Source organism: Prevotella amnii CRIS 21A-A, assembly GCF_000177355.1.
Classification (GTDB): Bacteria; Bacteroidota; Bacteroidia; order Bacteroidales; family Bacteroidaceae; genus Prevotella; species Prevotella amnii.
Genome location: NZ_ADFQ01000016.1, coordinates 106,085 through 128,970, shown reverse-complemented (window position 1 = coordinate 128,970; position 22,886 = coordinate 106,085). Strand labels below are relative to the sequence as shown.

The following is a 22,886-nucleotide window of genomic DNA, read 5'->3' as shown; positions in this document are numbered from 1 at the left end:
TAAATATTATATATTTGTGGAGGTTATGAATGAATTTATAAAAGTATTACGCCGTTTTGTACCACCTTACAAGAAGTATCTTGTAATGTCGATCATATTCAACATACTATCAGCGTTATTGAATGTATTTTCTTTTGCAACATTAATACCTATTCTTCAGATTTTGTTTAAGGTGGATTCTGGTACGAGCACTACACACGCCATACCTTGGAACAGCATCAATTCATTAGATTCACTTGAAAAAGTTGTTTCAAATAACTTCGATTACTATACGCAGATTTATATTACCAGTTGGGGACCTACCACTACTTTATTAATCATAGGGCTTACGCTTGCTGCTATGACTTTTCTTAAAACAACATCCTACTTTCTATCCTCAGCTTACATTATTCCTATAAGAACAGGCGTTGTCAGAGATATTCGTAATCAGCTTTATAAGAAAATAACATCTCTATCATTAGGATTTTTTAGCGAAGAGCGCAAAGGGGATATTATTGCACGCATGAGTGGTGATGTGCAAGAGATAGAAAATTCTATTATGTCATCACTGGATATGCTATTTAAAAATCCTATTTTAATCATTATTTATTTCACTACACTTGTTACTATTTCATGGCAGCTTACATTGTTCACCATAATCTTTGTTCCTATCTTTGGCTGGTTTATGGGTTTTATAGGGCGTAAGCTAAAACAAAATAGTATCATGGCACAAGCTCTTTGGAGCGATACTATGAGCAGAGTAGAAGAAACTTTGGGCGGTCTTCGCGTAATAAAAGCTTTTTGTGCTGAAGACAAAATGAACGAACGTTTCAATAAAGTAAACTCACAATATCGTGATGATATTACAAAGGTTAATATAAGACAACAGATGGCACACCCCATGAGTGAGTTTTTAGGTACGGTTATGATTATTGTTGTATTATGGTTCGGTGGTATGTTAGTACTTGGGCAATATCCTGTAATCAGTGGCCCTACCTTTATCTATTACCTTGTAATACTTTATAGTATAATAAATCCACTAAAAGAGTTTTCCAAAGCAAGTTATAATATCCCTAAAGGTCTTGCTTCTATGGAACGTGTTGATAAGATACTAAAAGCAGAAATAAACATTAAAAGCCCCGAAAAACCACTTTCTATTAATAGCTTTGAACATCAGATAGAGTTTAAGAATGTCAGTTTTGCTTATAGTGATAAATATGATGCCGAAGGTAAACCTATATTACATTGGGTGCTAAAAAATATCAACCTTACTATTCCAAAAGGTAAAACCATAGCATTGGTAGGGCAGAGTGGTAGCGGAAAGTCTACTTTACTTGATTTAATTCCTCGTTATTATGATGTACAAGAAGGCGAAATACTTATTGATGGTATAAATATTAAAGATCTTAGTGTACATAATTTACGCCAATTTATAGGTAATGTGAATCAGGAAGCTATACTTTTTAATGATTCTTTTCGTAATAATATAGCCTTTGGAGTAGATGAAGTAAGTGAAGAACGGATAATAGATGCAGCAAAGATAGCTAATGCACATGAGTTTATTTTAGCAAGTGAGAAAGGATATGATACAAATATAGGAGACCGTGGAGGACGCCTTTCTGGTGGTCAAAGACAAAGAGTAAGTATTGCCCGGGCTATTTTGAAAAATCCTCCTATACTTATTCTCGATGAAGCAACTTCTGCTTTAGATACAGAAAGCGAACGTCTGGTGCAAGATGCACTATTTCGCTTAATGAAAACTCGTACTACTATTGCTGTAGCTCATCGCTTATCTACAATAAAAAATGCAGATGAAATATGCGTACTACATGAGGGGCAAATAGTAGAACGAGGCACACATGACGAACTAATGAGCATAGATGGCTACTATAAAAAGCTACATGATATGCAGGAAATATAATAAAAAATATGCTTAAATTACTAAAAACAAATTCACAAAGATGTATCTTTGCACCTTTAATAAGCGTGATACTTAACCTTATTATTGCCTTTGCTATATATTTTATAGCAAGAATAGAATTTTTATTAGAAAACTATAGCTATTTTTCAGAGGGTATTTCCACATCTAACTTAGTATCAATATTCTTAGGAGGATATATCTTCGATCGCTCTGCGATAGCATATACCAATATTTTTTACATTGTTTTGATGCTCTTCCCTCTATGGATAAAAGAATGTAAAGCATACCATTTGATATGCAAATGGATATTTATTATTATCAACTCCTTTTGCTTTATTCTAAACCTTTGCGACTCTGTATACTTCCCTTACACTCTGCGTCGCACCACTATTAGTGTGTTCCATGAGTTTAGTAACGAAAATAATCTTGCTGATGTTTTCATAGGAGAGATGCTTGTTCACTGGTATTTAATCTTGCTTACCATTATAGTTGTTTTCCTTTTATGGCGCCTTTATGTTACTCCCCATATATCGGCAAATCTTTATTCATCTATAAAAGCTAAGATAAAGTTTGGTATAGTACAGCTTTTATGTTTAGCTTGTATTACACCGTTTATAATAAGCTGGTGCCGTGGAGGTTTTGCTTCAAGTATTCGGCCTATAACAATAAACAATGCCAATGAATATGTTAAACGTCCTACCGACTGTGCCTTAGTACTTAACACTCCATTTTCTTTAATCAGAACAATTGGCAAAGATGTCTTTAAAGTACCTAATTATTTTGCTAATATAAAAGAGGCTGAGAAAATTTTCAGTCCTATTCATTATCCAAAGCCAACACATCCGTTTAAAAAGAAAAATGTTGTTATACTTATCGTTGAAAGCTTTGGACGTGAATATATAGGTGCTTTTAATAAAGATTTAGAAGGAGGTAAGTATGGATACACACCTAACGTAGATAAATTAATTAAGAAAAGCATGGTTTTTAAATACTCTTTTTGCAATGGAAGAAAGAGTATTGATGGTATGCCTTCCATACTTTGTGGCATTCCAATGTTTAAAGAACCCTTTGTATTAACCCCTGCATCTATGAACGATTATACCAGTATGGCTGGTCTGTTAGCAGCTAAAGGATATAGTACATCTTTCTTTCATGGTGCCATTCGTGGGTCTATGGGGTTTCTTGCATTTTCTAAAAAAATAGGCTTTCAGCAGTATTATGGAAGACAAGACTATGACGCAGACCCACGTTTTGGCGGAGATGCCGATTTTGATGGACATTGGGGTATCTGGGACGAACCATTTTTACAATATTGGGCTGCTAAGATAGGGGAAATGAAACAGCCTTTTATGACCACTTGTTTCACTGTATCAAGTCATACCCCTTATGTTATTCCTGATAAATATAAGAATATATATAAAGAGGAAGGATTAGTCATTCATAAATGTATACGCTATACAGATATGGCTATAGGCAAGTTTTTTGCTGTAGCACAAAAACAACCTTGGTTTAAAAATACTATCTTTGTAATAACATCAGATCATACTAATCTGAGTGATCATAAACAATATCAAACAGATATAGGTGGTTTCTCTTCACCTATTATTATATATGATCCCAGCAAAGAAATAAAACCATGTATGAAAAATGGTATCGCCCAACAAATAGATATTCTTCCTACTGTGTTGAGTGCCTTAGGTTATGATAAGCCTTACTTATCCTTTGGTTGCGACTTGCTTACTACACCTATGAAAGAGACCTATGCCGTAAATTATCTAAACGGAATTTATCAATATTGTAAATATGGATATACACTTCAGTTTGATGGAAAACAAACAATAGGAATATACCGTTTAGACGATAAATTAATGCAGTATAATCTAAAAGGTAAAGTAAAAGAACAAGCTCAAATGGAAAAAGAGTTAAAAGCAATTATACAACAATATATGTATAGAATGGTCCATGACAAACTGAAAGCTGGTAAATAATAAATATAGATAATATATATATAACCAAGACGTTTATGTTAAAAATTCTAATAAAGCAAACAATTTTTTGTTTGCTTTTTGCTGTAAAGTAATGTAATGTGTATATTTGTAACACATTATGTAGTTTATTTTAATGCTAAATCATAATTCAAACTTAATAAAAATGAAATTAAAACAATTGCTTTTATTGTCTTTTTGTTTTATAACAGGGATTATATCCGCTCAGCAAATGGGTACTATTCCTGCAAATAAGAACGTAAGACAGGGTAAATTAAGTAATGGTCTTACTTATTATATTTTACATAATGAGTGGCCAGAACATGTTGCTAACTTTTACATTGCGCAGCGGGTAGGGTCTATTCAAGAAAATGACAAACAACGCGGTTTAGCTCATTTCTTAGAACATATGGCTTTTAATGGTTCAGAACACTTCCCTGACTCTACATTATTAGAGTTTACTCGCAGCCTTGGTGTTGAGTTTGGTTCCGACCTAAATGCTTACACAAGCATTGATCAAACAGTGTATCGCGTATGCAATGTGCCAACAAAACGCCAAACAGCACTCGACTCTTGCTTATTGATTCTAAAAGATTGGTCTAATGGTCTAACACTTGCCGATAAAGAAATAGACAAAGAACGTGGTGTTATTCATCAGGAGTGGCAGCTTCGCTCAAACCCTATTATGCGTATATACGAACGTGTTCTACCTAAGATGTATCCCGGCTCTAAGTATGGTTACCGCTTGCCTATAGGCCTAATGAGCATAGTAGACAACTTTCCTTATAAAGATTTACGCGAATATTATAAGAAATGGTATCGTACAGACAACCAATGTATAATAGTAGTAGGCGATGTAGATGTAGATCATATTGAAGCACAAATAAAGAAGCTATGGGCTAATGTTACACTTCCTACAAATGTTGCCAAAGTAATAGATGAAAAAGTGCCTGACAACAAGAATGCTATCTATGTTGTTGATAAGGATAAAGAGCTGCAATACACCCTTATTGGCATTGCTATGAAGCATGACGTCTTCCCTGATGCACAAAAAAATGACCAAAGTTATTATATCGATACATATGCTAAAGATATTATAACAAATATGCTAAACCAACGTTTAAGCGATTTATCTCAAAAAGAAAACTGTCCTTTTACTAGTGCTGGTGCAAATGTAAGTAATTATATTTTATCAAAAACAAAGGACGCGTTCCAACTTAGTGCACGAGCTAAAGAAGGAAAAGACTTAGAAGCATTAGCTGCAATATATCGTGAAGCCCTACGTGTACGTCAATTCGGCTTTACTGCTACAGAGTATGAACGTGCAAAAGCTGATTTTTTGTCAGCAATAGAATCGGATTATTTAAATAGAACTAAGAAGAGTAACAATTCTTACGGTAACGAATTACGTGACCACTATTTATCTAATGAGCCTATTCCAAGCCCAGAAGATTATTATCACATAATGAAATCTTTAGTAGGACTCACGGCTTTAAACGTTAATGTAATAAACGCTTACGCTAAAGAGCTTATCTCTGACAAAGATAGCAATATGGTTAGCTACCTATTTGAACGTGAATTAGCTGGTAAAAAGTATATTACAGAAGCACAGATGGCACAAACTATTAAAAATGTACGTGCTGAAAAATTATCTGCTTGGGTAGATAATGTCAAGCAAGAACCATTACTTGATGAAACTAAATTACCTAAAGCAGGCAAAATTATTAAAGAAAAAGAAAACAAACTATTAGGTTACAAAGAGCTAACTTTAAGTAATGGTGCTAAGGTTATTTTAAAAAAGACCAACTATAAAGATAATGAAATACTCTTTGAAGCTTATTCTAACGGTGGTAAAAGTCTTTATGGAGCTAAAGATTATGCTAACTTACAGCTTTTTGAGCCTTATATGTCTACCGTGGGTGTGGGCAATTTTAGTAATCAGGAGATGCCAAAAGTATTGGCTGGCAAGCAAGTTTCTATAGAATTAGGCTTAGGGTTACAAACTCAAAGAATGAGCGGTTTTTCCGTTCCTAAGGATTTAGAAACAATGATGCAATTAGCTTACTTATATTTTACAGATTTACGTAAAGACGAATCTTCATTCTCTGCTGCTAAAGGTCAGCTTGAACAAGCTTTGAAAAACAAAGATTTAATGCCCGAAAGTGTCTTTTCTGACTCTTTATCTGTAACATTATACAATCATAATCTTCGCTTTGCCCCATTAACAGCAGCTACTTTGAAAAAAGCAAGTATGGACAGAGTTTTAGAAATATGGAAAGAGCGATTTGCTAACCCAGCACAGTTTACTTATATGTTTGTAGGCAACTTTGATGAAGCTGCACTTCGCCCACTTATAGAAAAATATATTGCTTGTTTCCCAACTGCTAAGAAAGAAAATTACAATTATTTTGATCGTATTCCTAACGGCAAACGCATTAATAAGTTTACCCGTAAGTCTGAAACACCAAAGGCTATAGCTTTTGATATTTGGAGAAAAGAGTTAGCTAACACGTTAGATAATGATGTAATGACAGATGTAGCAGGTCAAATCCTCACAATGGACTATCTTAAGAGTATTAGAGAAGATGCAGGAGCTGCTTACTCTGTAGGTGCTAATGGGGATTTGGTAAGAGAAGGCAAGAAATTCTTTGCCCAGATTCAGGCTTACTGCCCAATGGATCCAGCTAAATCTACCCTTGCAGTAAAGCTACTTGATGAGTGTTTTAAAAAGAATACTATAAAGGTAGATGATGACAAGCTACAAAAAATAAAGGATAGCATGCTAAAGAATGCTGATATCAATGCCAAGAATAATGGTTATTGGAAAAATATCTTAGAAGTCTTTGATGTTTACGGTGTAGACCTTTATACTAATTATAAGAATACTGTAAAAGGGTTAACATCGTCTAAGATGGCTAAATTTATTAAAGATCTTTACTCTGCCGACACTCATGTAGAAGTAGTTATGACTCCAGGCAAGTAAGATAAACATATTTTTCTTTCTTTGTTCACAACAAAGAAAGAACACATAAAAAGAGTTATCATTGTAGATAACTCTTTTTGTGCTTTTATAATATTTGCCTAATCTTTTAAACAAAATTAAATATTCACTATTTTTTTACTTTATACTATTCGTTTTCTGTAACTTTGCATCTTAATATTTGAACTTTAGTAAAAGTAATTATGGCATATTTATTTTCATCAGAATCAGTTTCAGAAGGTCACCCAGATAAAGTTGCAGATCAAATAAGCGATGCTTTGTTAGATCAATTTTTAGCTTATGATAATAATGCACATTGTGCTATTGAGACATTTAACACAACAGGGCAGGTTATTATTATGGGAGAAGTACGCTCTAAAGAGTATGTTGATTTACAAACTGTAGCTCGTAAAACAATTAATAATATAGGCTATACTAAGGCTGAATATCAGTTTGATGGTAATAGTTGTGGTGTTTTATCAGCCATTCACGAGCAGAGTGACGACATTAATCGTGGTGTAGAAAATGGTGATGATGAAAATCAAGGAGCAGGCGATCAAGGCATGATGTTTGGTTACGCTTGTAACGAAACAGATAATTATATTCCTGTAACTTTAGACCTTGCTCATCTTCTTATGACTACTTTAGCAGCTATTCGTAAAGAAGGTAAGCTCATGACCTATCTTCGCCCCGACTCAAAGAGTCAGGTTACTGTTGAATATAGCGATGATAATATTCCACAGCGTATAGATACTATAGTGGTATCTACACAGCATGACGATTTCATTAATCCTTCAGATAGCTCAAAAGAAGCTCAGTCTAAGGCAGATGAGGCTATGCTTGCAAAGATTCGTAAAGATGTTATTGAAATATTAATACCACGTGTTAAGGCTCAGATTACATCTACTAAGGTATTATCTCTTTTTAATGATAATATAAAGTACTTAGTAAATCCTACTGGTAAGTTTGTTATTGGTGGTCCTCATGGCGATACAGGTCTTACCGGTCGTAAAATAATAGTAGATACGTATGGTGGTAAAGGTGCTCATGGTGGTGGTGCTTTTTCTGGCAAAGACCCCTCTAAGGTAGATCGCTCTGCTGCATATGCTTCACGTTATATTGCTAAAAACATGGTAGCAGCAGGTGTCAGCGATGAAATATTGGTACAGCTATCTTACGCCATAGGTGTAGCAGAGCCTGTTAGTGTATATGTAAACACCTATGGGCGTTCTAATGTACAATTATCAGATGGTGAGATTGCTGAAAAAATAAAGTCTATGTTTGATCTTCGTCCTAAGTCTATTGAGCGTACATTAAAGCTTCGTCAGCCTATGTATCTTGAGACAGCAGCTTACGGACATATGGGAAGAAAGAACCAAGTAGTAAAAAAACGTTTTGAAAGCCATTACCATGACAAAAAAGAAATGGAAGTAGAGCTTTTTACATGGGAGAAACTTGATAGAGTAGATGATATTAAAAAGATTTTCGGATTGTAACTAACTTTAATGGTAAATACCGATTCTCTTACCCTTCCTTCTACACTCTTGCGCTCAAGAGTAGGTAGTACGAATAAGGTTATGATGGATAAAAATTCTAAGAGCCAATCGCCTACCGATACTTTGGGAATAAGAGGTTTAAAGACGCCAAAGCCATTTAAACTTTCTAATTTGCATTTCGAAGAAGAAGGATATTTTAAGGGTAACAAATATTTTAAGCTCGAAAAGAACAGCGTTTGGTATGGTCCTGAGCTTGGCGACCCTGTACCATATACGCTAAGCACTGACAATACACTATCTGGTGTATTGTTGGTTTGTTTTATTTTGGCTATGTTCAGTTTTTCTGTTTCAAGAAGTTTTATAATCAGTCAGATACAAACTTTTTTTGGAGCATCACGTAGTATGCAAGTAAAAGCAGAAAGCATATCTGAAGGAAGGATAATGCCACTACTATTATTACAAACATCTTTACTCCTTGGTGTTATCTTTTTTATTATCTGGGGGCATATATCTGGGGCTGTATGTAATAATGATGCACAACTTGTCAAGATAGCTATATTCTTTGCCGAGTTTGTAGGTTATTTCACTATTAAACGTTTTTTTTACTCTGTAGTAAACTGGACTTTCTTTGAAAATGAGCAGAGCCGTAATTGGACAAAGGCACGTCTCTTTTTAAACACTATAGAGGGGATATTACTTTTCCCCTTGGTTTTGTTATTGGTATATTTCAATTTATCTTTTCATATAGCCATTATTTATAGTGCTTTCGTTGTCTTTTTTGTTAAAATCCTACAGCTTTATAAAAGCTATATTATCTTTTTCAGCAGAAGAACTATCAGTTTGCAAATAATTTTGTACTTTTGCACTTTAGAAATAATACCATTAATACTTTTATGGGGAGTTTTAACTCTAACAGGTAACTATTTGAATATAAACTTTTAGAATGCGATGATAAAGAAAATATTGGTTTCACAACCTAAACCAACAAGCGATAAATCGCCCTATTATGATATATCTTCCGACTTAGGTGTGGAATTAGTTTTTAGACCCTTCTTTAAGGTTGAGGGGATTTCTTCTAAAGAATTTCGTCAGCAAAAGATCAATTTGTTAGATTATACTGCAGTAGTTTTCACCTCTCGTCATGCAGTGGATAATTACTTTAAGTTGGCAAAAGAGTTGCGTATCACTATACCAGAAGATATGAAATACTTTTGTGTTATTGAGACCATAGCTCTCTATATACAAAAATATGTGCAATATAGGAAGCGTAAAGTGTTCTTTGGCAATACTGGAAAAATAGATAGCTTGATACCTTTAATGCAAAAGCATAAGAATGAAAAGTTTTTAGTTCCACAAAGTTCTGTTCATAATAGTGCTATTTCTTCTTTGCTTGATGCTCATAAGTTAAAGCATACAGAATGTATAATGTATCGCACTGTTACTAATAACATGTCAGAAGAAGAGGTCAAAAATTTTGATTATGACATGGTTGTTCTATTCTCTACGACGGGTGTAAAAGCCTTAAAAGAAAATGTTCCTGGTTTAGAACAAGGCGATGTTAAGGTAGCTGCTTTCGGTTCGGCTACAGCTAAAGCAGTAGGAGACTTAGGTTATCGTTTAGACCTTGAAGCACCTACAGCGCAACACCCTTCTATGACCGGTGCTTTAAAGGCGTATTTAGAGGCAAATAATAGGGTAAAATAATGTCTATTTTATACACAGATGCATGTTCAAAACTTATATCATCGGAACGTAAGCCATCTATGTTTAAGTTCCGTAAAGCTGAACGCCTGTGTAGTAAAAAACAAATAGAACTGCTCTTTGAGGGTGGTGCCAGCAAATCAATGACGGCATTTCCCTTAAGAGCAGTTTTTCGTTTTATACCTAACGAAGCTGCTCAAAACAATAAAAAAGCAGAGCTTATTAATAACAACGCTAATATAGTCGATGCTCAGGTACAGCTGCTTATTAGTGTTCCTAAAAAGTTTTTTAAAAGAGCTGTTAAGAGAAATCGCATAAAACGACAAATACGTGAAGCCTTTAGGAAGAACCGTTCGTTACTTAACACGGTGCTTGCCTCTTATAAGGATAAACAGCTACTTATAGCCATGATATGGCTTGACGATAAGCTATATAGCTCTATTCAGATAGAGCAACGTGTGTGCCACTTAATGAAACGTATAGGAGAGGTAGAGATATGAAATCATTAAATGATATGAAAGGCAATTGGGTAAAAAAGATTATACACCTTTGTTCGTATAGTCTTTCCATATTATTATGTATACCTATTGTGTTTTATCAACATTTCATCTCACCATTTACACCACCTTCATGCCGTTTTACACCGTCCTGTTCTGTTTATGCTAAACAAGCTATCATGAAACATGGCCCTATAAAGGGGCTTGCCTTAGCTATTTGGCGCATCTTACGATGTAACCCATGGGGAGGAAGTGGTTATGATCCAGTACCATAACCTAACATAATAATATCCAGACTAATAATAATAAATAAAGATTTTGCATATAACCCTAAAACAATAAAGCAATGAAGAACTTTGTAGAAGAACTACGTTGGCGTGGAATGTTGGCACAGATGATGCCAGGCACAGAAGAGTTTTTAATGAAAGAAATGGTATCAGCCTATTTAGGTACTGACCCAACTGCCGACTCACTGCATATCGGACATCTATGCGGCATAATGATGTTGCGCCATTTGCAGCGTTGTGGCCATAAGCCTTACCTACTTGTTGGTGGTGCTACGGGTATGATTGGCGACCCTTCTGGTAAAAGTCAGGAACGCAATTTACTTGATGCTGATACCTTATACCATAATCAGGAAGCTATAAAAAAACAGGTTAGTAAGTTTTTAGATTTCGATAGTACTGAGCCTAATAAAGCTGAAATGGTTAATAATTATGATTGGATGAAAGACTTTACCTTTCTCGATTTTGCCCGTACCGTAGGTAAACATATTACTGTAAACTATATGATGGCCAAAGATAGCGTTAAGCGTAGATTAAACGGTGAGGCTTCAGATGGGCTTTCTTTCACAGAATTTACATACCAACTTCTACAAGGTTACGACTTTCTTTATCAGTATCAGCATTATGGCATAAAGTTGCAACTTGGTGGTAACGATCAATGGGGTAACATGACTACTGGTTCTGAACTTATCCGACGTACCCTCGGAAGTGAGGCAGAGGCTTATTGTCTCACTTGTCCACTTATAACAAAGGCTGATGGGAAAAAGTTTGGAAAAACCGAAAGCGGCAATATATGGTTAGATCGTAACCGCACTACCCCTTATGCTTTTTATCAATTCTGGCTAAATGTCTCTGATGATGATGCAGCAAAATATATCAAAATATTTACTTCGCTCGATCAAACTACTATAGAAGCACTGATAGAAGAACATAGCGCTGACCCCGGTCGCCGTATTCTTCAACATCGTTTAGCAGAGGAAGTTACTCGTATGGTTCACTCACAAGAAGATCTTGATATGGCTATTGCTGCATCAAATATCCTCTTTGGCAAAAGTACTAAAGAGAATTTGTTACAGCTTGACGAACAAACCTTTACTGATGTTTTTAAAGATGTACCTCATTATGAGATAAGCAAAGATGTTTTAGGACAGCCTGCCGTTGAGGTTATGAATCAGGAAGGCATGAATATTTTCCCATCAAAAAGCGAGATGCGCAAACTTGTAAAAGGGGGAGGAGTAGCTCTCAACAAAGAAAAACTTACTGCTTTCGATCAAGTAATTACAGCTAATGACCTCATAGATGGTAAATATCTTTTAGTGCAAAAGGGTAAGAAAAACTACTCTTTAATCATTGTAAAGTAATAAAATCATATTCACATAATATGCAAACAGGGTATGAAAAATAACTTTTCATACCCTGTTTGCATATTGTTATTACCTACATTAAATGCTTAAAGATTAACTCCTTAAATATAACACTATACTGTTTAAAAAGAAATACATTATACCTCTGAAAGAAATTTAATCTATTTTTGTTTCATTTTTAGTTTATTTTTCTATCAAAAATAATCTATTTTTCATAGCTACAGTTATTCCCTTATATACAAAAAATTTATTTTTTTACTTTTAAAAGATTATCTTTTACTTTTCTTCTGCTTCCATCTTACGCAGTAATATTAAGGCTTTATTTTCATTATCTTCCATTATTTCACGTTCTCCTGGCCCTTTATCATTTATACCACACAGATGTAAAATACCATGAATAATAACACGTTCCAATTCGTTTTGGTATGTCTTTTTAAATAGTTCTGCGTTAGTGCGTACCGTATCTATGGATATAACAAGATCTCCACTTATTGTGTTTGCCTCATCATAATCAAAGGTAATAATATCAGTGTAGTAATCGTGCTTAAGATATTCATTGTTTATCTGTAGTATCTTTTCATCATTTACAAACATATAGCCTATATCTCCCGTTTCATAACCATGACTTTTTGCCACTGCTTTTATCCACTTAGAGATTAGTCTTTTCCTTATTTTAGGCATCTTAACGCCTTCAGCACTATATGTTATCATATTTTTTTTTATTTTGTTTTTTATAATTTCTTATAAATATAATTATATCTTATCGTCCTTATAATATATATCCATCTGGTATATAAGGCTTAACGTCTTGACCAAAGTGTATTAATTCCCTAACTATACTTGAGCTAATGCTAGATAGCGATGGCTCTGTAAAAAGTAATATCGTTTCTATTCCACCTATCTGCTTGTTTATATCAGCTTGTTCTCGCTCATATTCAAAGTCTTTTACACTTCGTATTCCTTTTATTAAATATTGAGCTTGTTCCTTCTGTGCAAAACTTACCGTAAGACCAGCATATGCTTTTACTTCTATTTTGGGCTCGTTAGCATACAAAATAGCTATTTTTTTCACCTTTTCCTCAGATGTCAGCATTGATTTCTTATGTTCGTTTATCCCCACTGCTATCACTATTTTATCAAACAAGGGTAAAGCACGTTGTACTATAGACGCATGTCCTATTGTAAAAGGGTCAAAACTACCTGCAAAAATACCTATCTTCATACACTTTTGATGTTTTTGCAAATATACATTAAAATGAGCAGATAACCAAAGAAGCATTATTTAAAAGAATAATAAGCTATAATTAAAAGCCGACGCAGATACATATTTTTACAAACAAAACAATTAGCTTATTTATATATCAAAGTTATTAGATTATCTTTGTTAAACAAGTCTTGAGCCACAGTCTGAATATCACTAACTGTAATATTATCAATATATTTATATAGCTTTTGAGTATCCTTTAACATACCATAATGTAAAAATAACTTTCCAAAATCTAACGCATAAGCCTCTCTGTTATCAGCAGCAATACCTATCTGTCCCTTTATTTGCCTTTTTGCCTTATACAGCTCTTTATCGGTAAGCGGTGCTTCCATTATTTTGTTTAGCTCTTCCCTAATAAGATTTAAACAAGTATCTACATCATGGGAATCGCAACCAAAGTATATACTCCATATTCCAGCACTCTCATAAGTAGCCATTGTGCTCTCAACGGTATATACTAATCCGTTTTTCTCTCGCAAACTAAGATTAAGACGTGCCGACATACCAGGACCTCCTATAATATTATTAAGCAGATAGAGTGGCATATAACGTTTATCATGTATGCTATAAGCATGTGTGCCTATCATGACGTGTGTCTGATGTGTATCTTTATTTATTATAATAGGTGATGTTATGCCTTTTGCATAATGTGGCATAAGCATTGGTGGCTTTACTTTTTTACGCGGTTTTATATTAGGAGTATACTTGCTTAATAATGTAACAAGCTGCTTAAATGATATGTTTCCATAAGCATAAAATATAGCATTATCTGGGCGATAATATTTCTTTGTAAAGCGTAAAGCGTCTGCTGTAGTAAAACTTCTTACTGTTTTAGCTTCACCAAGTATGGCATGACCTAAAGAATGATGCCGAAAGATAAGATTCTCAAACTCATCGAAGATAAGTTCTGAGGGAGAATCATTATACAATTCTATCTCATCACAAATAACCTCTACCTCCTTATTTATTTCGTTTTGAGGATAAGTACTATTAAAAACAATGTCGCTCAACAGATCAATAGCCATTTCTACATATTCATTTAGAATAGCAGAATAATATACCGTTTCGCTTTTTGTGGTATAAGCATTAAGATCAGCTCCTACATCTTCCAAATAATTAATTATATCGAGTGAGTCTCTGTGCTTTGTACCCTTAAACGTAACGTGTTCACAAAAGTGAGCAAGCCCCTCTTCGCCTATAACTTCATCTGAAGTTCCTGCATTAATTTCATAACCACAATATACCACATTAGCTTCTGAAGGTAAGTGGATAATGCGCAGTCCGTTATCAAGTGTTGCTATATTATACTTCATAAGATATATGCAAAATTAGGAAAAAAGAATTAAAAGGCTTTGCATTTCCCCTAAATAGCAGTAAATTTGCATAATAATAATGTATTTAAAGTGTGCTTTGTGTTGAGTACGTTGTTAATAAAACATCAAAAATTAAATAGTAATGCGTAAAATAATTGGCATTGGCGAAACTGTTTTAGATATTATTTTTAAGGACAGTAAGCCCATAGAAGCTGTACCTGGAGGTTCCACTTTTAATGCTATCACCTCTTTAGGTAGGTGTGGTGTAAGTGTGTTTTTTATATCCGAGGCAGGTGATGACAGAGTGGGGCGTTACATTTTAAGCTTCCTTAAAGATAATGGAGTGGACACAGGAAATGTAAATATGTCTAATGGGTTTAAATCGTCTTTATCACTTGCTTTTCTCAACGAGCATAATGATGCTGAATATATCTTCTATAAAGATGAGGCATATAATCAGCTCGATTTCAAACTTCCTGACATTCAAGCTGACGATATTATCCTTTTTGGGTCATATTACGCCGTTAACCCTATGCTTAGAGCTCAAATAGTAAGTTTGCTTGATTATGCACGCAGAAAAAAAGCTATTATCTATTATGATGTAAATTTTCGTCCATCACATCGTGATGAAGTAATAAAAATAACACCAAACCTGCTCGAAAATTTCGATTATGCAGATATTGTAAGAGGTAGTAAAGAAGACTTTGAAACATTATACAAGCTAACTGATGGCGAAAAAGTATTCAACTCTTATATCTCCTTTTATTGTAAACGTTTTATTTATACACAAGGAGCTAACCCTATAGAGGTGCGCGGTGATCATAATTTTGCAAAGTCATACCCCGTAATAAGTAGCAATATTGTAAGTACCGTTGGTGCTGGAGACAACTTTAATGCTGGCTTTATCTATGGCTTACTTAAATATCACATTACAAAAGACATTTTAGATAAAGGCTTAACAGAAGAACAATGGGACGCATTAGTAGCTTGCGGACAACTTTTTTCTGAAGAAGCATGTAAAGGGATATTCAATTATGTGAGCAAAGACTTTGGCAAAAAGATGCAAATAAAATAAAATTTAATACAGAAATATAAGAATAAAATTTAATATAATATATGAAAGAAATCGCTAACAAAGTGTATTATGTAGGTGTAAACGACCGCCATAAAACTCATTTTGAGGGTCTTTGGCCACTTCCATACGGTGTAAGTTATAACTCATATTTAATAAAAGACAAAAATAAGATTTGTTTAATAGATACGGTGGAAGTAGACTTTTTTATGCAATTCTTAAATAATTTGAGAGAAGTTATTGGCGATTCTCCTATTGATTATGTAGTCATTAATCATATGGAACCTGACCATTCAAGCTCTTTAGCCTTGCTTAAAAAGTATTATCCCGAAATAAAATTAGTGGGTAATAAGAAAACTTTTGAAATGGTAGCAGGATTTTATGGTATAAAAGAAGATACTCTTGAGGTGAAAAATGGCACATCTTTATCTCTTGGAGATTATACATTGAAATTTTATCTAACACCTATGGTACATTGGCCAGAGACAATGGTAACATGCTGTGAAGGACCTTCTAATTTCCTTTTCACGGGAGATGCTTTTGGTGCTTTTGGTGCTTTAAATGGTGCTATAGTAGATGATGACATGGATACAGAGATGTGGTGGGACGAAATGGTGAGATATTATTCTAACATTGTTGGAAAGTATGGACTACAAGTGCAGAACGCTTTAAAAAAGATAGCAGATCTTTCCATTGAATATATATGCTCTACACATGGTCCTGTTTGGCATAAAGAGGCGAATAAAGTGATAGAAATATACGACCATTTATCTAAATATGAAACAAATAATGGTTTAGTTATTTGCTATGGATCTATGTATGGTAACACTGAACAAATGGCTGAACTTATAGCAGAAGGAGCTTCTAAAACCGGATTAAAAACCATAAAAATACATAATGTTTCTAAGATACATCATAGTTATATTATAAAAGATATATTTAAATATCGTGGACTTATTATGGGCGCACCTACATATAATGCCGGTATTTTCCATGATATGGAATCGCTTTTGAGCGAGATTGAAAATCGTGATATTAAGAATCATTACCTTGGTTACTTTGGTTCCTTTGCATGGGCACAGAAGAGTGTAAAAATACTTGATGCTTGGGCAGAAAAAAATAAATACTTTGAAGTAGTGGGAGAGCCTGTAACTATGAAACTTGGAATTAGTCCAGAAATAAGAGAAAAATGCTTAAACTTAGGCAAAGAAATGGCTAATAGATTATTAAACTAAAATATTAAAAAGAAAGGATTAAAAGCTTACGAACTGTAAACAACTATACTTTTAATCCTTTCTCTTTACATTTATATCTATATTAGTTTAATAACAAACTGGTGAATAATCTATAATATCTTTCTTTTTTTCCTAAAAATCAACTTTGAATAATAACATATAGCTTGCACTTATATATTCTTTTTTATATTAATACTTTACCTTATATCCATATATTGTGCAAACCTTTTCATTTTAAAGTTATTACTTTTCTTTTGTAACATAGAGTAAAATATGTATCTTTTGTTTATCTTTGTAGTATCCTAAATAAAATAAGGTTGAAAGAATAATTACATCTAAATAAACAAATTAAGCGCATTATGAAAAAGATCAGTTTGATTTTATCAATCTTTCTTTTTGCTTTGCCATCTATAATGATGGGACAAACAGTAAAATCACCTAATGGAAAGGTCAGCGTTACCTTTTCTTTAGAAAAAAATGGTGTCCCTACTTATGAGATGAAATACAAAGGAAAGACAGTTATAAAGCCATCTCACTTAGGACTGGAGTTAGCTAAAGATAAGCATGCAAGTAAAGGATTAGAAGAAACAAACCTCATGGACGGTTTCACTAAAACTAACTATAAGGTGTCTACTTTCGATGAAACGTGGACACCAGTGTGGGGAGAAACAAAAACTATTCGTAACAATTATAATGAATTGGAAGTAGACTTGAGGCAAGAATCAAGTAACCGCAATATAACTATTCGTTTCCGAGTATACGATTGTGGTATGGGATTACGTTATGAATTCCCACAACAAAAAGACTTAAACTACTTTATAATAAAGGAAGAACATACTCAGTTTGCTATGACTGGCGACCATATTGCGTTTTGGTTACCTGGCGATTACGACACACAAGAGTATGAAACACAAATATCAAAGCTATCTGAAATACGTGGAAAGATGAAAAAAGCTATAACAAGTAATGCTTCACAAACACCTTTTTCACCTACAGGAGTACAGACATCACTACAACTAAAAACAGCAGATGGATTATATATAAATATCCATGAAGCAGCTTTGATTGATTATCCAGCAATGCACTTAAACCTAAATGATAAAACCTTTGTTTTCGAATCGTGGTTAACCCCTGATGCTGTTGGCAATAAAGGCATGATACAAACGCCTTTTAACACACCTTGGCGTACAATAATGGTAAGTGATGATGCACGTGAAATGTTATCAAACAACCTGATACTTAATCTTAATGAGCCATGTAAAATAAAAGACACAAGCTGGATTCACCCTATAAAATACTGTGGAGTTTGGTGGGAAATGATTGCTGGAGGCAAGCCATGGGCATATACAGATGAGTTTGTTTCAGTAAAATTAGGACAGACAGACTTTACTACAGCTAAGCCAAATGGTCGTCATCCTGCTAATACAAATAACGTAAAGAAGTATATAGATTTTGCTGCTAAGAATGGTCTTCAGGAAGTTTTAGTAGAAGGTTGGAATATAGGTTGGGAAGACTGGGTAGGACATTGGAAACGCGATGTATTCGACTTTGTAACTCCTTACCCTGATTTTGATATTAAAGAACTAAATGATTATGCTCATTCTAAAGGTGTTAAGCTTATGATGCATCATGAAACTTCTGGTTCAACAATAAACTATGAGCGCCATATAGAAGCAGCTTATAACCTTATGAACAAATATGGTTATGATGCAGTAAAGAGTGGTTATGTTGGTGATATATTACCACAAGGAGAGTATCATTATAGCCAACCTATGGTGAATCATTATCTATATGCCGTTCAACAAGCCGCTAAGCATCACATTATGGTGAATGCTCATGAAGCAGTTCGCCCTACAGGCTTGTGTCGTACCTATCCTAACTTAGTAGGAAACGAGAGCGCTCGAGGTACCGAATTTGAGGCTTTTGGCGGTAGTGAGCCATATCATACTGTAATTTTGCCTTTTACTCGACTTCAAGGAGGTCCTATGGACTATACTCCAGGCATATTAGAAACTAAGCTATCTAAATGGTGTGACAATCCAAGTTATGTACATACCACTTTGGTAGGTCAATTAGCTTTATACTGCACTATGTACAGTCCGCTGCAAATGGCTGCCGATTTACCTGAAAATTATGAAAAGTATGCTGATGCATTTCAGTTTATTAAAGACGTAGCTGTTGACTGGGACGACTCTAAATACTTAGAGGCTGAGCCTGCACAATATATTACTGTTGCACGAAAGGCTAAAGGAACAAACAACTGGTTCATAGGTGGTAAATGTGATCAGAATGGACATAAGAGCACAATAAAACTCGATTTCTTAGATAAAGGTCGTAAGTATAAAGCTACAATATATACCGATGGCAAAAATGCCAGTTATGATAAGAACCCTTCTTCATATATTATTACTAAAAAAACATTGAAGCGTGGTGATACTCTTAATATTACCGAAGCTCCCGGAGGAGGCTTTGCTATAAGTTTGATAGCACTATAATATAAAGCGTAATATAAATATTAAACGCCTGAAAACATATTGTTTTTAGGCGTTTAATTCTTTTTATACCTCTTATAGTTCCTTCATAGCAAGATGATAAGATAATAATTTTATATATAGATTAAGAACTATTTATACATGTTTCTTTTGTGCTAATGAATAATTTACTTAATTTTGTAAAGAAAATAAGCACATAATTCTATTTAGAATATACATTGTTATAATGTATTTTCTAAGGAAGAAAAATTATAAATTACCTAAATTATTTCTTTATTAGTATGAGACTAATTATTGAGCAAGATGTTTCTAGCCTATCGCAATGGGCATCTGAGTATGTTATCAAACGTATTAATTCCGCTCAGACAACTGCGGAAAAACCTTTTAAACTGGGGCTCCCCACAGGTTCTTCACCATTAGGAATGTATAAAAATTTGGTTAAGGCTTATCAGGAAGGTCGTGTTTCTTTTGCCAATGTAATCACTTTTAACATGGACGAGTATGTAGGTTTACCTGAGGAACACCCCGAAAGTTATCATTCTTTCATGTTTTCTAACTTCTTTAATCATATAGACTGCCCAAGAGAGAATATTCATATTCTTAACGGTAATGCAGAGAATTTGGAAGACGAGTGTAACCGTTATGAAGAAATGATAGCTCAAGCAGGTGGTATAGATCTCTTTATAGGTGGTATAGGCCCTGATGGTCATATTGCTTTTAATGAGCCAGGTTCATCATTAGTATCTCGTACTCGTGTTAAAACTCTAACACAAGACACTATCATTGCTAATGCTCGTTTCTTTGATAATGATATAACTAAAGTTCCAAAACATGCTTTAACAGTAGGTGTAGGTACTGTAATGGACGCTAAAGAGGTGCTAATTCTTGTTAATGGTCATAATAAGGCACGTGCTTTGCAAGCTGCAGTAGAAGGTGGTGTAACACAAATGTGGACAATCAGTGCTCTTCAGTTACATCAACATTCTGTTATTGTATGCGATGAAGCAGCTACTGACGAATTAAAGGTAAGCACTTATCGCTACTTTAAAGACATTGAATCAAAAAATTTATAATTTATAAAAAAACAAACACAAGATAAAAGCAATAAGAAAGGAAGTGATTTATGAGACTTAATCTAAGTGAGGAGATTGTTTTAAATAGTGTTTCAGAAGACTTCTATCGCCCTAAAACAGCCGTAGACCGTTCTGAAATTACACGCTTTGAGAAGATATATACCGACATTTATCCATCTATAGCTGAAGGTACACGCTTTTTAGCTAATAGTATTGCTACCCAGATTAAGAAAAAAGCATGCGAAGGCAAGTATTATGTGTTGGCAGCTGGTACAGGTTTATCTCTAACCCCAGTATATGAAGAGCTTATTCGTTTACATAAAGAAGAAGGCCTTAGCTTTAAGAATGTGGTAGTGTTTAATGCTTATGAGTATTTTCCTCTTAACGAAAAAAGTAACTATAAGAGTATTACTCAATTACGCAAAAAGTTTATAGACCACGTAGATATAGACCTACAAAATGTTTTTACACCTGATGGAACTATTCCTCAAGAACAAGTACAAGAGTCTTGTCGCTTGTATGAGCAACGCATAAAAACATTTGGTGGATTAGATGCAGCTCTTTTGGGTATAGGCCGTAGTGGTAATATTGCTTGTAATGAGCCAGGTTCAAGCTTAGCTTCTACCTCTCGCTTAATACTGCTTGATGCTTTATCACGTCAAGAAATGACAATGAGTTTCGGCTCCTTAGAGTCAGTTCCCCCTTGTAGTATCACAATTGGAATAAAAACTATATTATCTGCAAAGAAAGTATTCATTGCAGCATGGGGTGATGAGAAAGCAGGCATTATCCAAGAGATGGTAGAAGGATCTGTTACCGATAGCATACCAGCTTCTTTCCTTCAAACCCACGAGGGTGCATGTGTTGTAACCGATTTAGCTGGTGCTGCTCGTTTAACCCGTATTGTTCATCCTTGGCTTGTAACATCTTGTAAGTGGACAGACAAGCTTACTCGTTCTGCCTTAGTTTGGCTTTGCGGTATTACCAAGAAACCTATTTTAAAACTCACTAATAAAGACTATAACGAAAATGGTCTAAGCGAGCTGTTAGCTCTTTATGGTTCGGCTTACAATGCTAATATTAAAATTTTTAATGATCTTCAGCATACTATCACAGGTTGGCCAGGAGGAAAGCCTAATGCGGACGACAGTAATCGTCCTGAACGTGCCAATCCTTATCCAAAACGTGTTATAGTATTCTCTCCACATCCTGATGATGATGTTATTTCTATGGGTGGAACACTTCGTCGTTTGGTACAACAGGGGCATGAGGTGCATGTGGCTTACGAAACATCTGGTAACATAGCAGTAGGTGATGAGGAAGTAACTCGCTTTATGCACTTTATAAACGGATTCAATCAGCTATTCAATAATGCTGGTGATGAGGTAATAAGAGGTAAGTATAAGGAGATAAAAGAGTTTTTAAAAAACAAGAATCCTAATGATATCGACTCGGTAGATGTCCGTACCATTAAGGGCTTAATTCGTCGTTGTGAGGCACGTATGGCGTCCAGTTATAATGGCATTCCGCTTAGTCGTGTTCATTTTTTAGACCTACCTTTCTATGAGTCTGGTAAGATAGAGAAGCTCCCCATGAAAGAAGCTGATGTTAAAATAGTACAGAAACTATTACAAGAAGTGCAGCCACATCAGATATATGTAGCTGGCGATTTAGCAGATCCTCACGGCACTCATAGAAAGTGTACTAATGCTGTTCTTGCTGCTTTAGACGAGGAGAAGAAAGCAAATGCTAAATGGTTAGACGACTGTCGTGTATGGATGTATCGTGGTGCATGGGCAGAATGGGAAATAGAAAACATTGAGATGTGTGTACCTATGAGCCCTGAAGAGCTCCGTGCTAAACGAAATTCTATCTTACGCCATCAAAGTCAAATGGAAAGCGCACCTTTCTTAGGCAATGATGAACGTTTGTTTTGGCAGCGTGCAGAAGACCGTAACCGTGGCACAGCTGAGCTTTATGACAAATTAGGCTTAGCTTGTTATGAAGCTATGGAGGCTTTTGTGCAATATCATTTACTATAATAATTATCCTTATGATACTTAAAACACTATCTTTTTCCGATAAAAACATAATATGTTTTCCATAAAAAGGATAGTGTTTAGAATGAAAAATAAACTATTTTTGCGGTAATTTTAATTTATTTTTACTGCAAAAATAGTTTATTTTTATTTTTAATGATTAATCATTTATTATTAAAACAATTATC

At 34.5% G+C, this 22,886-nt stretch carries 17 protein-coding genes; 14 read left to right on the top strand and 3 right to left on the bottom strand.

The genetic code is table 11. The annotated features are described in order from the left end of the window. The first annotated feature begins 25 nt into the window (after positions 1–25). From HMPREF9018_RS02160 to tyrS, 9 genes are all read left to right on the top strand, one after another. On the top strand, positions 26–1,900 hold the full coding sequence (locus tag HMPREF9018_RS02160; RefSeq protein ID WP_039864031.1) for an ABC transporter ATP-binding protein: 1,875 nt from the start codon (positions 26–28) through the stop codon (positions 1,898–1,900). 8 nt (positions 1,901–1,908) lie between these two features. Continuing rightward, a complete protein-coding gene (locus HMPREF9018_RS02155) occupies positions 1,909–3,888 on the top strand; it encodes an LTA synthase family protein (RefSeq protein WP_008447185.1) in 1,980 nt (659 codons plus the stop codon). A 163-nt stretch (positions 3,889–4,051) separates the two neighbouring features. Then, the gene (locus HMPREF9018_RS02150) at positions 4,052–6,868 is read left to right on the top strand and encodes a M16 family metallopeptidase (RefSeq protein ID WP_008447398.1); all 2,817 of its coding nucleotides are present in this window, start codon (positions 4,052–4,054) and stop codon (positions 6,866–6,868) included. A 200-nt stretch (positions 6,869–7,068) separates the two neighbouring features. Beyond that, positions 7,069–8,361 (top strand): methionine adenosyltransferase, encoded by a 1,293-nt coding sequence (gene metK, locus HMPREF9018_RS02145; protein ID WP_008447254.1) that lies wholly within the window; start codon positions 7,069–7,071, stop codon positions 8,359–8,361. Between the two features lie 9 nt (positions 8,362–8,370). Beyond that, positions 8,371–9,303 carry a DUF4271 domain-containing protein gene (locus HMPREF9018_RS02140; protein WP_008447288.1) on the top strand — a complete coding sequence of 311 codons (933 nt, stop codon included), beginning with the start codon at positions 8,371–8,373 and terminating at the stop codon, positions 9,301–9,303. Between the two features lie 6 nt (positions 9,304–9,309). Beyond that, positions 9,310–10,065, top strand: coding sequence for a uroporphyrinogen-III synthase (locus HMPREF9018_RS02135; RefSeq protein WP_008447319.1), 756 nt, complete (start codon positions 9,310–9,312; stop codon positions 10,063–10,065). Further along, entirely contained in the window at positions 10,065–10,562 is a 498-nt protein-coding gene (rnpA, locus tag HMPREF9018_RS02130; RefSeq protein ID WP_008447384.1) for a ribonuclease P protein component, read from the top strand. Before HMPREF9018_RS02135 ends, rnpA begins: the two co-directional genes overlap by 1 nt. Continuing rightward, the gene (yidD, locus tag HMPREF9018_RS02125) at positions 10,559–10,834 is read left to right on the top strand and encodes a membrane protein insertion efficiency factor YidD (protein ID WP_008447297.1); all 276 of its coding nucleotides are present in this window, start codon (positions 10,559–10,561) and stop codon (positions 10,832–10,834) included. The genes rnpA and yidD overlap by 4 nt, the downstream gene beginning before the upstream one ends. Positions 10,835–10,905: 71 nt before the next feature. Then, positions 10,906–12,204 (top strand): tyrosine--tRNA ligase, encoded by a 1,299-nt coding sequence (tyrS, locus tag HMPREF9018_RS02120; RefSeq protein ID WP_008447361.1) that lies wholly within the window; start codon positions 10,906–10,908, stop codon positions 12,202–12,204. A gap of 279 nt (positions 12,205–12,483) precedes the next feature. Here the strand turns inward: tyrS and ybeY are convergent, their stop codons facing one another. The 3 genes from ybeY to HMPREF9018_RS02105 all read right to left on the bottom strand — a co-directional run bounded on the left by ybeY (position 12,484) and on the right by HMPREF9018_RS02105 (position 14,787). After that, complete coding sequence (ybeY, locus tag HMPREF9018_RS02115; protein WP_008447328.1) at positions 12,484–12,918, bottom strand: rRNA maturation RNase YbeY; 435 nt, start codon at positions 12,916–12,918, stop codon at positions 12,484–12,486. A 58-nt stretch (positions 12,919–12,976) separates the two neighbouring features. Then, on the bottom strand, positions 12,977–13,429 hold the full coding sequence (coaD, locus tag HMPREF9018_RS02110; RefSeq protein WP_008447386.1) for a pantetheine-phosphate adenylyltransferase: 453 nt from the start codon (positions 13,427–13,429) through the stop codon (positions 12,977–12,979). Between the two features lie 128 nt (positions 13,430–13,557). Further along, entirely contained in the window at positions 13,558–14,787 is a 1,230-nt protein-coding gene (locus HMPREF9018_RS02105) for a M16 family metallopeptidase (RefSeq protein ID WP_008447227.1), read from the bottom strand. Positions 14,788–14,929: 142 nt separating this feature from the next. On the opposite strand from HMPREF9018_RS02105, the gene HMPREF9018_RS02100 reads away from it, so the two are divergent. The 5 genes from HMPREF9018_RS02100 (at position 14,930) to HMPREF9018_RS02080 (ending at position 22,701) form a co-directional block, all read left to right on the top strand. Next, positions 14,930–15,862 carry a carbohydrate kinase family protein gene (locus HMPREF9018_RS02100; RefSeq protein WP_008447388.1) on the top strand — a complete coding sequence of 311 codons (933 nt, stop codon included), beginning with the start codon at positions 14,930–14,932 and terminating at the stop codon, positions 15,860–15,862. A 41-nt stretch (positions 15,863–15,903) separates the two neighbouring features. Further along, positions 15,904–17,094, top strand: coding sequence for an FprA family A-type flavoprotein (locus HMPREF9018_RS02095; RefSeq protein WP_008447239.1), 1,191 nt, complete (start codon positions 15,904–15,906; stop codon positions 17,092–17,094). Between the two features lie 359 nt (positions 17,095–17,453). After that, positions 17,454–19,589, top strand: a complete 2,136-nt coding sequence (locus HMPREF9018_RS02090; RefSeq protein WP_039864025.1) for a glycoside hydrolase family 97 protein — start codon at positions 17,454–17,456, stop codon at positions 19,587–19,589. 278 nt (positions 19,590–19,867) lie between these two features. After that, positions 19,868–20,659 (top strand): glucosamine-6-phosphate deaminase, encoded by a 792-nt coding sequence (gene nagB, locus HMPREF9018_RS02085; RefSeq protein ID WP_008447391.1) that lies wholly within the window; start codon positions 19,868–19,870, stop codon positions 20,657–20,659. A gap of 50 nt (positions 20,660–20,709) precedes the next feature. Next, positions 20,710–22,701 (top strand): glucosamine-6-phosphate deaminase, encoded by a 1,992-nt coding sequence (locus HMPREF9018_RS02080; RefSeq protein WP_008447403.1) that lies wholly within the window; start codon positions 20,710–20,712, stop codon positions 22,699–22,701. Positions 22,702–22,886: the final 185 nt, after the last annotated feature.

Coding starts and splice junctions, on each gene's coding strand:
- HMPREF9018_RS02160 (WP_039864031.1), top strand. CDS start 26: ATGAATGAATTTATAAAAGTATTACGCCGTTTTGTACCACCTTACAAG.
- HMPREF9018_RS02155 (WP_008447185.1), top strand. CDS start 1,909: ATGCTTAAATTACTAAAAACAAATTCACAAAGATGTATCTTTGCACCT.
- HMPREF9018_RS02150 (WP_008447398.1), top strand. CDS start 4,052: ATGAAATTAAAACAATTGCTTTTATTGTCTTTTTGTTTTATAACAGGG.
- metK (WP_008447254.1), top strand. CDS start 7,069: ATGGCATATTTATTTTCATCAGAATCAGTTTCAGAAGGTCACCCAGAT.
- HMPREF9018_RS02140 (WP_008447288.1), top strand. CDS start 8,371: ATGGTAAATACCGATTCTCTTACCCTTCCTTCTACACTCTTGCGCTCA.
- HMPREF9018_RS02135 (WP_008447319.1), top strand. CDS start 9,310: ATGATAAAGAAAATATTGGTTTCACAACCTAAACCAACAAGCGATAAA.
- rnpA (WP_008447384.1), top strand. CDS start 10,065: ATGTCTATTTTATACACAGATGCATGTTCAAAACTTATATCATCGGAA.
- yidD (WP_008447297.1), top strand. CDS start 10,559: ATGAAATCATTAAATGATATGAAAGGCAATTGGGTAAAAAAGATTATA.
- tyrS (WP_008447361.1), top strand. CDS start 10,906: ATGAAGAACTTTGTAGAAGAACTACGTTGGCGTGGAATGTTGGCACAG.
- ybeY (WP_008447328.1), bottom strand. CDS start 12,918: ATGATAACATATAGTGCTGAAGGCGTTAAGATGCCTAAAATAAGGAAA.
- coaD (WP_008447386.1), bottom strand. CDS start 13,429: ATGAAGATAGGTATTTTTGCAGGTAGTTTTGACCCTTTTACAATAGGA.
- HMPREF9018_RS02105 (WP_008447227.1), bottom strand. CDS start 14,787: ATGAAGTATAATATAGCAACACTTGATAACGGACTGCGCATTATCCAC.
- HMPREF9018_RS02100 (WP_008447388.1), top strand. CDS start 14,930: ATGCGTAAAATAATTGGCATTGGCGAAACTGTTTTAGATATTATTTTT.
- HMPREF9018_RS02095 (WP_008447239.1), top strand. CDS start 15,904: ATGAAAGAAATCGCTAACAAAGTGTATTATGTAGGTGTAAACGACCGC.
- HMPREF9018_RS02090 (WP_039864025.1), top strand. CDS start 17,454: ATGAAAAAGATCAGTTTGATTTTATCAATCTTTCTTTTTGCTTTGCCA.
- nagB (WP_008447391.1), top strand. CDS start 19,868: ATGAGACTAATTATTGAGCAAGATGTTTCTAGCCTATCGCAATGGGCA.
- HMPREF9018_RS02080 (WP_008447403.1), top strand. CDS start 20,710: ATGAGACTTAATCTAAGTGAGGAGATTGTTTTAAATAGTGTTTCAGAA.